Genomic DNA, 11580 nt, shown 5'->3' with positions numbered 1-11580 from the left:
TCCTACCGATGGTATGACCTGTCTCATATGTATAGGAGCATCCCGAATTCCGTGTTTTCAGTGGTGCCGCGTAGCGGCTTCCGTGTGTTCCGTGTTCCTCTTAAAACCCTCAGACAAACCGGAGGCTATTAAGAGGAACACGGAAAACACTGAAGCGCCGCCTGCGGCGGCGTGCACGGAAGGCACGGAATTCCGGTTGAAGGAAGGGACGGAGCATAGCCTGAAGCAATATCAATTAGAGCGCTTCGCGTGGAGGATCAGCCATCCGGAATTCCTCGTCCTTCCGCTTCTGTCCTTGCCGGACGAGGTTCCCGACTGAAGCAGGGTCTGCAGTCCAAGTCCTAACGCCCAAAATCGTTTGCAGCGCAAAAATAACGCCGGTTCCTTTCACCACAAGGCCTTTCCTTATCCGAACAGTAACACTCTTGGTTAAGGCTCACGGTTAACACCGGGGCACAGCATGTCGGACATCAATCTTTTCGGCTGGAAAATGGGCGGACCGTCAGGGCAGGACGTGCTGCGCGACGTCGACCCACGTATGACCATCGACAGCCGCGCCGCCCAGATGGAAGCGCTGAAGTCCGCCGACGCGCTTTTGTGGTCCTACGACCTGAGCCAGCGCCTGTTCGAATTCAAAGGCGACCTCCGTCACCTCGGTTTGCCGCCCCTGTGGAGCCGGGTCTTCCTTGATGATCTCGATCCCGCCTTCGAACCGGGCGAGGTCGACCGTCTCGACAGCCAGTTCCGCGCGCTCGAAGTCCACGCCGCCCAGCCGGGCGAAGGCCACATCCAATGCCTGTTGCGCCTGCGCGACCATCGCCTGGTCTATCTCAAAGGCCGCAAGGTGTCGCGCGGCCAGGTCCTGGGCCTGATCACCGACCTTAGCCGTGATATCGGTCTGAAGAAGGCCATAGGCAAAACCGATCACAACGACGGCCTTCCGCTGCAGGATATTCATACCGATCCTCTGACCGGCCTTCTGAACCGCCAGGGCTTCCTGCACGGCGCCGGTCAAGTGTTGAGAAAACCCGGCGACTACGATCTGGTCGTGGCCGATCTCAACCGTTTCCGCCGGCTGAACGAGGCCCTGGGCCACGAACGTGCCGATATCGTTCTCGAACTGCTGGCCCTGCGTCTGCGCGATGCCTTCCCTGACAATGCCCTGTTATCTCGCCTCGGCGAGGACGAGTTCGCTGTCCTGACCCTGCGGGGTTTCCCACGTGTATCCGAACGCATGCGCAACGCCCTGGAACGTCCGATCAATGTTGCCGGTTTCGACATCCAGCCGACCTTCTCCATGGGCGCAGTATCGGTCGATGGCGGCGACCAGGCGCTGGAGGCGGCTGAACTGCTGCGCCGCGCCGAGATGGCCGTCGAAGCGGCGCAATCCAAGGGCGCCGGCGGAGTCGCCTCCTACAAGCGCGACCTGGAAAGCGACGGACTGACGCGCCTGGCGCTGGAAGCTGAACTGCGCAAGGCCTTTGTCAGCGGTGAGATCCATGCCTGGTATCAGCCTATCGTCAACCTGCACACAGGCCGGATCACCGGTTTCGAAGCCCTGGCGCGCTGGGTGCATCCGCGCCGCGGTGTCATTCCGCCGGACCAGTTCCTGGGGGCGGTGCGTGACCTGGGCATGATGGTCGACCTGGGCACCATCATCATGAACACCACGGTTCGGGTGCTCGGCAAGTGGAAGCAGGCCTACGCCCTTCCGGCGGGCTTCTTCATCAGCGTCAACCTGTCGGCGCCGGAAATCGAGCGCCTGCATCTGATCGAGGACGTGTCGCGATTGATCCGTGATGCCGGCCTGCCGAACAAGATGCTGAAGCTGGAGGTGACCGAAAGCGACGTCATGCGCGATCCGCAGGCGTCGGCGCGTATTCTGGAAGATCTGCGTACGGCCGGCGCGGGGATTGCGCTGGACGATTTCGGCACCGGTTTCTCGTCTCTGAGCTACCTGGCCAGGCTGCCGTTCGATACGCTCAAGATTGATCGTTCCTTCGTCAACACCATGAAGACCGAGGCGTCTTCGGAGAAGATCGTGCGGTCGATCCTGACCCTGGGCCGCGACTTTGGGCTGGACGTGGTGGCCGAAGGCGTCGAGGACATGGCCTTGGCCGATCGCCTGGCGGCTTTGGGCTGCCAGATGGGGCAGGGCTGGGGCTTTGCCAAGGCGCTGAAACCGTCCGAGGCGGAAGCCTTCCTGGCGAATTCGCTGGGATACAAGGCGGATGCCTTAAGCGCGTAAGGTTTTTTACCACGGACCACACGAACCACACGGACTTCAGGATTTACCGGAAACCGCCGTGCAGCGTCATCAAATGGCGAGGCCGCTGCGCGGCGTCAGAACTTCCAAGGCGTCCGTGTGGTCCGTGTGGTCCGTGGTAAAAGTCTTACGCCCGTCCGGCAGTACCGGACAGATGGGCCGGTTCAACACCCAGGGTCGCCAGCGCCGCCGACCACAGTTGCTCCGGCTCGCTCATGAAAATCAACTCTTGACTGGCCGGCGCCACCAGCCAGGCATTGGCGCCCAATTCGTTTTCCAACTGACCGGGGCCCCAGCCGGCATAGCCCAGCGCGATCACGCTGCGTGCCGGACCTGTGCCGCTGGACAGGTCGACCAGGATGTCACGTGACGCCGTCAACCCCATGCCGGTTTCTTCGCCGTCCTGGCCTTCCTGGAAGGGCCCGCCCAGTTCGACGGTGATCTTGTCGATCTGATAGTCCAGGCTATGCAGCACGAAGCCGCGGTCGTTCTGGACCGGCCCGCCGCGGAAGATCTTCTGCAGGGACGGGGCGCGATCACCGCTGTCGATTCCCAGTTCGCGAACCATCTTGCCGAAGTTCAGGCCATTGATCGGCTGGTTGAGGATCAGCCCCATGGCGTGGTTTTCGTCATGCTGGCAGACATAGACGACGGAATGTTCGAACGGTTCGCCGGCGAGGCCCGGCATAGCGATCAGGAGTTGTCCCTGCAGCGACAGAGGGTCGTCAGTCATGGCGTCCGGTCCGGTCATCACACATCCTTTATGCGAAGCCTAACATATATTGCAGGCGGCGTCTTGGCCCGTGGTGGCGATATCTATATAGGTCCCCGGCAAGGTGAATTTAAGGAGACTTCCATGACTGTGCAACCCGGTGATGCCCTTCCCGATCTCAAGCTGACCGTGGTCGGCGCGGAATCTCCCCAGGCGACGACGGTGGGCGAGTTCTTTACCGGTAAAACCGTGGTTCTGTTTGCCGTTCCGGGGGCTTTTACGCCGACCTGCTCGGCCCGCCACCTGCCGGGTTTCAAGGATCATGTCGCCGATTTCAAGGCAAAGGGCGTCGACGTTGTCGCCTGTACCTCGGTGAATGACTATTTTGTGATGAAGGCCTGGGCCAAGGACCAGGGGATTGTCGACGAGGTTGTCCTGCTGGCGGACGGTAATGGCGACTTCGCCAGGGCGGTGGGCCTGGAACTGGACGGTACCGGTTTCGGCATGGGCGGGCGTTCGAAGCGTTACGCCATGGTCGTCAAGGACGGCAAGGTCGATCAGTTGTTCGTCGAAGCGCCGGGCGAGTTCCGCGTGTCGTCGGCGGAGCACGTGCTGGAACAGCTTTAACCTTATCCTCCCCCGCTTTGCCTGCCGGCGAGGCCGGGGGAGGTGGCGAGCAAGCGAGGCCCCTTATGGGCCGAAGCGCGTCGAGACGGAGGGGGCGTTACGAGCGCCTGGCTTCGCTTGCTGGCAGTACTACATCGTTTCCGACACGGTTTTCACCAGCGCCTCAGGCCGGTATCCCAGATCCCACGGCGTCAATCCCATCCGCACGACAATCAACCGTTGCGACGGGATGATGGTCACGGTCTGACCGTCATGGCCGCGCAGCCAGAAGGTGTCCGCTGGCAGCCCGGCCATCTTGCCGGTATCGCTTTCGCCGGGGCCTTTGAGCCAGGACTGCATCTGACTGTAGCCTTCCTCCGACCCGTTCGAGGTCCGCATCAATCCTACGAATCCCTCAGGCAGTAACCGTTTGTCCTCCCACACGCCGTCCTGCATCAGGAACTGCCCGAACCGGCCCCAGTCTCGGGCCGTGGCGTAGACATAGGACCCGCCGACAAAGGTGCCGCTTTCGTCGGTTTCGAACACGGCGCTCGTCATGCCCAGCGGGCCGAACAGGGCTTCGCGCGGATAGGTGAGGGCGTCCTTGCCCACAGCCTTCATCCAGCTTCGTGTCAGGATCAGGCTCGATCCCGTTGAATAGGCGTATTTTTTCTCACCAGCCGGCATACCCGCGGCAAAGCCCGCCATGTCTGGCTCCAGATACAACATGCGCGAGACGTCTGACACGCCGCCATAGTCCTCGTTGAAGGCCAGGCCGCTCTTCATGGCGGCGAGGTCGCGGATCGTGACGTTGGGCGCAACAACCTGATCAAGATTGACATTGGCCCGGCCGATCAGAGCGGCATTGACCGTCTTGGTCATCGACCAGCCGAGGAGGCGCGTGTCCGGTGTAAATCCGTCGCCATAAGCTTCTCCGATAACCTTGCCATCCTGCATCACCACAACGGCGCGCAGGCCTGGACCGGTCAAGGCCTTATCCGTGAGAATATCGGCAAGCTTTCCTGCGGCGGCAATCGGTGCGCCCTGGGGCTCCGGCTTGACCTCGGGCAGGCTCAGCCTGCGGACCTTAGAGACAAAGAAGTCAGGAACATTGACGCAGCCAAGGCCCGGTCGATACACGGCGACGCTGGGCGCGAACATACCCAGCAGACGGACCGTCACCACCTGGTCGTCAATATTGAACGATACCAGCTTCAACACCGGATGCCCGGGTGCCTGGACATCGTCGGCCAGCACGGCCTTGGGATTGCGCCCAGCCAGGAAAACATTGGAGCAGAGGATCTTGGCGGCATAGCCTGTGCCGACCCGCAGCAGCTTGGGCGGTGCCACGCTCAGCCACACCACCATTGCAACAACAAGCGCCAGCACGACAGCGCCGATCCCGGCCAGAATCTTCTTCAGCATGACAAGCCCCTTTTGGTGGAACCTATCAGCCTATGATGAAGCTTTAAAGGCTCAGAAGAATTCGTCTTCCAGGGCCATGATGGCTTCGGCGCCACCCTTCATCTTGGCCAGGTGGGCATCGGCTTCCGGTAAGATACGCTCCAGGAACACCCGGCCGACCTTCAGCTTGCCGGCATAGAAGGGATCAGTCGAACCTTCGGTGATCTTGGCTTGTGCTTCCTTGGCCATCAGCGCCCACATGTACGACAGACACGTCAGGCCGAAGATGTTCAGATAATCCAGCGATCCCGCCGCGGCATTGTCCGGATTGCCCATGCCGTTCTGCATCAGCCACAGCGTCCCGTCCATCAGCTTGGCCTTGGTCTCCTTCAACGCCTTGATGTACTGCGGTACGGCCGAATTGGCCTCTTCCGCCGCGATATAGGCATCGATCTCGCCCAGGAAGCTCTGCATGGCGCGGCCACCCTTAGACGGCAGCTTGCGACCGACTAGGTCCAAAGCCTGCACGCCATTGGTGCCTTCATAGATCAGGGTAATCCGGACATCGCGCATATATTGCGACGCCGGGAAGTGCTCGGTAAAGCCTGAACCGCCATGCACCTGCATGGCGTCCTGGGTGACCTTCAGGCCCTTTTCCGTCAGATAGGCTTTCAACACAGGCGTCAACAAGCCCATGTAATCACTGGCTTTTTCGCGGTCCTTTTCATCTTCCGCGACATGCTGGAAGTCGGCCTGCAAGGCGCCCCAGGTCAGAAACGCCCGGCCGCCCTCAATCAGGGCCCGCGACTCCAGCAGCATGCGCCGCACATCCGGGTGAACCAGGATGCTGTCGGCCGGCTTGTCCGGCGACTTCGGCCCTGTCAAAGCCCGGCCCTGCAAACGGTCCTTGGCGAAGTCCGCCGCCGCCACATAGGCCGCGTGCCCGATCGCCAGGCCCTGCAGGCCCACGCCGTACCGCGCGGCGTTCATCATGTAGAACATGATCTTCAGGCCTTCGTTCGGGGCCCCAAGCAGAAAGCCCTTGGCGTCCTCATAGACCATGACGCAGGTCGAATTGCCGTGGATGCCCATCTTGTGCTCCAGCCCCGCGCAATGCAGGCTGTTGCGCTCACCCGGCTTGCCGTCGGCATCCGGGATGAACTTGGGCACCAGGAACAGTGAGATACCCTTCACGCCTTCCGGCGCGCCTTCGATGCGGGCCAGGACCAGGTGACAGATATTGCTGGTGAAGTCATGCTCGCCGGCCGAGATCCAGATCTTCTGGCCGCTGATCTTGTAGGAACCGTCCTCCGCCGGCACGGCCTTCGACCGCAGCAGGCCCAGATCGGTGCCGCAATGCGGTTCAGTCAGGTTCATCGTGCCCGACCACTCGCCGGAGATCAGCTTGGGGAGGTACAGGTCCTTCATGTCTTGCGTCCCGCCGGCGGTCAGCGCCGAGATGGCGCCCTCGGTCAGGCCGGGATACATGCCGAACGCGCTGGAGGCGCCCGACAACATTTCCGAAAAGGCTGTATTCACGAAATGTGGCAATCCCTGGCCGCCATAGGCCGGGTCACCCGACAGCGCGGTCCAACCGGCCTCGCTCAACGCTTTGTAAGCCTCTTTATACCCTTTCGGCGCCGTGACCTCGTGGGTCACCGGGTTGAGAGTGCACCCTTCCTTGTCACCGCTGATATTGATCGGGTGGACGACCTCCTCGGTGAACTTGGCCGCCTCTTCCAGGATGGCGAAGACGGTGGCCGAATCGGCGTCTCCAAAGCCCTTCAGATTGTTGTACTGATCGGTCTTGAAGACATCCGCGATGAGGAACTGATAATCGCGAACCGGGGCTTTGTAGGCCATCTGGCATTCATCCTGTAGATTAGTCTGTTGTTCTTAGGCGTTGTCCGCCTTGAGGTTTTCGGCTTCCACCTTGGTGATCTCGCCTTCCAGCCAGACACAGCCGTCCTGCATGTCGTGGATGGCGGCATCGATGTCTTCGCGCTGGCGCTTGAGGGTCTCGATCTGGCCGCGGTACTTGCCCAGGGTCGCGCGCATCTGGGCGACGCCATGGTCCTTCGGCGTATAGAGGTCGAGGATTTCGTGGATTTCGATCAGCGAGAAACCCAGGCGCTTACCGCGCAGGATCAGTTGCAGGCGCGCCCGGTCGCGGGCGGAATAGAGACGGGTCTGGCCCTTGCGCTCCGGATGGATCAGGCCCTTGTCCTCGTAGAAACGCAGGGCGCGGGCAGTGACATCGAACTCCTTGGAGAGCTGGCGAATGGAATAGGTACGGGAGTGGTCCATGGGTGTCTTATGGCAAAAGTTTACATTGACGTCAACGTAAACATATGGCGGTTTGGACGCTACGTCAACAATTTTGTTGCCGTAAGGGGAACCTTACCCTTCCGCATTGACGCATCAGACCTTGCGGCTTAAAGGCTGGCGCGTGTTTCAACCGTTGAAAGGTAACCTCCCGATTATGTCGTCTCTCGCTTCTCTTGCTTACGCCGGCCGCGCATGGCCGTTTGAACAGGCCCGTGCTCTGATCGCGCGCCTGATCAAGGCGCGTGTTCAAGGGCATGAGGCGCAGAAACAGGCGCTGAGCCTGATCGAGGTGGGCAAGCTGGATGAGGCCCTGGGCAATTTCGAAGGCCTGGGCCGCCCGGTGATCTTCGAGACGGGGTATGGGCCGTCGGGGCTGCCGCATATCGGCACCTTCGGCGAGGTCGCGCGCACCACCATGGTGCGTCAGGCCTTCGACGCCATGACCAATGGTTTGTGGCCGTCGCGGCTGATCTGTTTCTCCGACGACATGGACGGATTACGCAAGGTGCCGGAAGGTATCCCCAATCCTGAGATATTGCGTGAAGACCTGTATAAGCCCTTGACGGTGGTCCGTGATCCGTTCGGCGAGCATCCGTCATTCGGTCAGCACAACAACAACCGTCTTATGAAGTTCCTGGATGGCTTTGGATTCACTTATGAATTCCTTTCCTCGACCGATTGCTACAAGGGTGGGGTGTTCGATACGACCCTGCTGACGGCTCTGGAGCGTTTCGACGATATCCAGAAGATTATGCTGCCGACGCTTGGGCCGGATCGCCGTTCGACCTATTCGCCCTTCCTGCCGATCTCGCCGAAGACCGGCCATGTCCTGCAGGTGCCGACCCTGGAGCGCAATGTCGCCAAGGGCACGATCGTGTTCGAGGAAAACGGTGAGCGTTTCGAGGTGCCGGTGACCGGTGGCCATGTAAAGATGCAGTGGAAGCCCGATTGGGCCATGCGATGGGCAGCCTTGGGAGTCGATTATGAGATGTCCGGCAAGGACTTGATTGATTCCGTTAAGGTGTCGTCTCAGGTTTGCCGGGTGCTGGGGGGCGTGGCGCCCGAAGGGTTCAACTACGAACTGTTCCTGGATGAGCAGGGCCAGAAGATTTCGAAGTCGAAGGGCAATGGCCTGACGATGGAGGACTGGCTGCGTTACGGGGCGCCGGAGAGCCTGGCCTACTACATGTTCCAGTCGCCCAAGTCGGCCAAGAAGCTGTATTTCGACGTCATCCCGCGGGCGACGGACGAATACCTGCAGCAGTTGGAGGCCTATCCGAAGCAGGAGCTGGCCAAACAAATCGAAAACCCGGTGTGGTTCGTTCTGCGCGGTCAGGAGGTCGGCAAGGGTATGCCGGTGACCTTCGGGCTGATGCTGAACCTGGTGTCGGCGGCCAATGCCTCGGACAAGGAGACGTTGTGGGGCTTCCTGCGCGCCTATATTCCGGGCGCAACGCCCGAGTCTGAGCCACTGCTGGACCGCCTGGCCGGCTATGCGCTGAACTATTTCGAGGACTTCGTGAAGCCGTCGAAAGCGTTCCGCCTGCCGGATGCGCGTGAAGCGGCGGCGATGCGGGACTTGGCGGAACGGTTCCGTGCTCTGCCGGCCGATACGCGCGATGCGGAAACCTTGCAGAACCTGGTGTTCGAGGTCGGCAAGGTGCATGAATTCGAGCCGCTGCGGGCCTGGTTCCAGGCGCTGTACGAAGTGCTGCTGGGCCAGTCCCAGGGGCCGCGGTTCGGGTCGTTCGTGGCGATTTTCGGTCTGGAGCGGACGATCGACTTGCTTGAGCAGGGCGTAGAGGGCAAGCTGGTGGTCGCCTAGCCCCTTGTTATGGGGTGTGGGGTCCGCGACCCCACATCTTTTTCTTTTCCTCCCCTTGACCTTCGCCCTCAAGGGGGCGAGGTCAAGGGGAGGAAGAGGAAGACTTGGGGCCTCAGGCCCCAAACCCCATTACAGGAGTGCCTATGTCGCTTGCCAGCCTCGCCCTCTACGCCCTGCTCAGCAGTGCGATCCCCGCGCCGGCCGACATCGACTCGGCCGTCCACAAGGCCATGGCCGACACCGGCGCCAAGGGCCTTGCCATCGCCGTCATCGACAACGGCAAGGTCGCCTATACCCAGGCCTACGGCATCCGGAACACCAACAACGACCCGCTGACGCCCGACACCATCATGTATGGCGCCTCCCTGACCAAGACGGTCATGGCCTATACCGCCCTGCAACTGGTCGATCAGGGCAAGCTCAACCTCGATACACCGATCGCCGACGTCCTGCCCAAACCTCTGCCGGACTATCCGGAAGAACCCAAATACGCCGACTACGCGCCGCTCAAAACCGACCCCCGCTGGCGCAACATCACCCCGCGCATCATCCTCACCCATTCCACGGGCTTTGCCAATTTCGGCTTCCTCGAGCCCGACGGGAAGCTGCGTATCCATTTCGACCCCGGCGCCCGCTATGCCTATTCCGGTGACGGCATTATCCTGCTCCAGTTCGCCATCGAAAAAGGCCTCAACCTCGATGTCGGCCAACTGACCCAAACGCAATTCGACCGCCTGGGCATGGCACGGACCTCGCTGATCTGGCGCCCGGACTTCGCCGGCAACCTGGCCGATGGCTGGGGCGAAGAGGGGCAGACCGAACCCCACGACGAACGATCCAAGGTCCGCGCCGCCGGCTCCATGGACACGACCATCACAGATATCGCCAAGTTCACCGCCGCCCTGGTCCGCGGCGACGGCCTCACTGCAAACTCCCGCGCCGAACTGAGCAAACCGCAGCTTCACATCACAACCCGCTCGCAATTCAACAGCTTCCAGCCGGAACTTCCCCCTGAACAGCAACGCAAGGACCTCTATGCCGGCCTTGGCGTGGTGGTGTTCGACGGCCCGCAAGGTCCGGGCTTCTATAAGGGCGGTCACAACGACACGACCGGCAACACGATGGTCTGCATCGAAAAAGGCCAACGCTGCGTGGTGATCCTGGCCAACGACGTCCGCGCCGAAAAGGCCTTTCCCGACCTGATCAAGTTGTTCCTGGGCGACACCGGCGTGCCCTACGACTGGGAATACGGGTTCACACCGAGCGCGGAATAACAATCTTATCCTCCACCGCTTGCGGGGGAGGTGTCGAGCGAGCGAAGCCGAAGGCGTAGTAAGTCGAGACGGAGGGGGAGCCGGGAACTCGGAACGCCCCCTGCGTCTCGACGCGTTTCGGCCCATAGGGGGCCTCACTTGCTCGCCACCTCCCCCGCAAGCGGTGGAGGATAGCGCGAGCGCTACCCGATCAGGAAATGCGCCTGCAATGTCGCAATCGGATGGTTCTTCTGCTCCTGCCAGGCCGACACCTCGACATTGGCCACCGTCCGACCGACCCGGTTCAACACCGCCCGGGCATAGGTGTGCACGGGCTTGCCCGAGCGTAGATACTGGATCGTCACATCGATCGGTTTCGGGATGTGATCGAACTTCTCGGAAAAAGCCAATTGCGCCATGGCGGTGATTTCCATGAACGCCCCGATCACTCCGCCATGCAGCGCCGGAATCATCGGATTGCCGATCAGCTTGTCCTGGAACGGCAGATGCGCTGTCAACTCATCGCCGGCGAGCTCCACATTCACACCCAAGAACTGGGCGAACGGGATGGCAGCCAACACCTCGGCCGGAATGCAGATATCCTTGCGCGCCAGCTTGCTGAGATCTTCGCTCATGCTTTTGCCCTCAAAGCCGGATTGCTGATGATAAACGCCGCCTGGGCCGCGGCCACCGGATCGTCCGGACTGACCTCATAGGCAAAGGCGCGCACGAAGCCGACCGACCGGGTCAGCTTGTAGCACCGGGCCGTCGCTTTCAGCTCATTGTCCGGCATGGCCGGACGCATATAGTCGATGCGCAGGTCCAGGGTCGCCAGCGGTTTGAATTCGTTGATCCGGTCCCACACCGCCATGCCGCAGGTATTGTCTAGCAAGGCCGTCACCACGCCCGACGCGAACACCCGGGTCTCCGGATCACCGACCAGGTCGTCGCGATAGGGCAGGGCCAGGGTCACCCCATCGGCGCCGGTGCCGACGTAGCGTACTCCGATCGCCTTCATATAGGGCGTATGGCCGACGATCTCGGCGAACATGTTGGAAAACGGCAGCGGCTGGCTCATGAGCGATTCCTACCGGGACTGGCCGCCATTTTCGTCCAAGTTTCCGCGAACGTCAAAGTCTAAACCGCGCCTGACCTCGGAATTCGATGGCGCGCCGCAGCAAAAACC

Annotated in this window: 10 protein-coding genes; 4 read left to right on the top strand and 6 right to left on the bottom strand. The window is 61.3% G+C overall.

Going from position 1 to position 11580, the window contains the following annotated elements:
• The first annotated feature begins 460 nt into the window (after positions 1–460).
• Positions 461–2248: a putative bifunctional diguanylate cyclase/phosphodiesterase gene (locus tag ABAC460_RS38340; protein WP_023454032.1), complete on the top strand. Its 1788-nt coding sequence runs from the start codon at positions 461–463 to the stop codon at positions 2246–2248.
• Positions 2249–2393: 145 nt separating this feature from the next.
• Here the strand turns inward: ABAC460_RS38340 and ABAC460_RS38335 are convergent, their stop codons facing one another.
• Complete coding sequence (locus tag ABAC460_RS38335) at positions 2394–2999, bottom strand: YqgE/AlgH family protein (RefSeq protein WP_235075814.1); 606 nt, start codon at positions 2997–2999, stop codon at positions 2394–2396.
• Positions 3000–3122: 123 nt separating this feature from the next.
• Between ABAC460_RS38335 and ABAC460_RS38330 the strand changes: the two genes are divergently transcribed.
• Entirely contained in the window at positions 3123–3605 is a 483-nt protein-coding gene (locus ABAC460_RS38330; protein ID WP_023454030.1) for a peroxiredoxin, read from the top strand.
• A gap of 129 nt (positions 3606–3734) precedes the next feature.
• Here the strand turns inward: ABAC460_RS38330 and ABAC460_RS38325 are convergent, their stop codons facing one another.
• Genes ABAC460_RS38325 through ABAC460_RS38315 form a run of 3 tightly spaced genes read right to left on the bottom strand, consistent with a single transcriptional unit; the run spans position 3735 to position 7295 of the window.
• Positions 3735–5009, bottom strand: coding sequence for a serine hydrolase domain-containing protein (locus ABAC460_RS38325; protein ID WP_023454029.1), 1275 nt, complete (start codon positions 5007–5009; stop codon positions 3735–3737).
• Positions 5010–5060: 51 nt separating this feature from the next.
• Positions 5061–6851, bottom strand: coding sequence for an acyl-CoA dehydrogenase C-terminal domain-containing protein (locus ABAC460_RS38320; protein ID WP_023454028.1), 1791 nt, complete (start codon positions 6849–6851; stop codon positions 5061–5063).
• A gap of 33 nt (positions 6852–6884) precedes the next feature.
• Entirely contained in the window at positions 6885–7295 is a 411-nt protein-coding gene (locus ABAC460_RS38315) for a MerR family transcriptional regulator (protein WP_023454027.1), read from the bottom strand.
• Positions 7296–7470: 175 nt separating this feature from the next.
• Here ABAC460_RS38315 and ABAC460_RS38310 point away from each other — a divergent pair, with 175 nt between their 5' ends.
• Both ABAC460_RS38310 and ABAC460_RS38305 read left to right on the top strand, forming a co-directional pair.
• A complete protein-coding gene (locus tag ABAC460_RS38310) occupies positions 7471–9141 on the top strand; it encodes a lysine--tRNA ligase (protein ID WP_023454026.1) in 1671 nt (556 codons plus the stop codon).
• 143 nt (positions 9142–9284) lie between these two features.
• Positions 9285–10415, top strand: coding sequence for a serine hydrolase domain-containing protein (locus ABAC460_RS38305; protein ID WP_023454025.1), 1131 nt, complete (start codon positions 9285–9287; stop codon positions 10413–10415).
• 182 nt (positions 10416–10597) lie between these two features.
• Here the strand turns inward: ABAC460_RS38305 and ABAC460_RS38300 are convergent, their stop codons facing one another.
• Together ABAC460_RS38300 and ABAC460_RS38295 are read right to left on the bottom strand one after the other, a co-directional pair.
• Positions 10598–11029, bottom strand: a complete 432-nt coding sequence (locus ABAC460_RS38300; RefSeq protein ID WP_023454024.1) for a PaaI family thioesterase — start codon at positions 11027–11029, stop codon at positions 10598–10600.
• Positions 11026–11472, bottom strand: coding sequence for a PaaI family thioesterase (locus ABAC460_RS38295; RefSeq protein WP_023454023.1), 447 nt, complete (start codon positions 11470–11472; stop codon positions 11026–11028). The genes ABAC460_RS38300 and ABAC460_RS38295 overlap by 4 nt, the downstream gene beginning before the upstream one ends.
• Positions 11473–11580 lie beyond the last annotated feature (108 nt).

It is taken from the genome of Asticcacaulis sp. AC460 (genome assembly GCF_000495795.1).
In the GTDB taxonomy this organism is placed as follows: Bacteria; Pseudomonadota; Alphaproteobacteria; order Caulobacterales; family Caulobacteraceae; genus Asticcacaulis.
The sequence above is the reverse complement of the archived record's forward strand: the minus strand, read 5'-3'. Positions and strand labels throughout refer to the sequence as shown.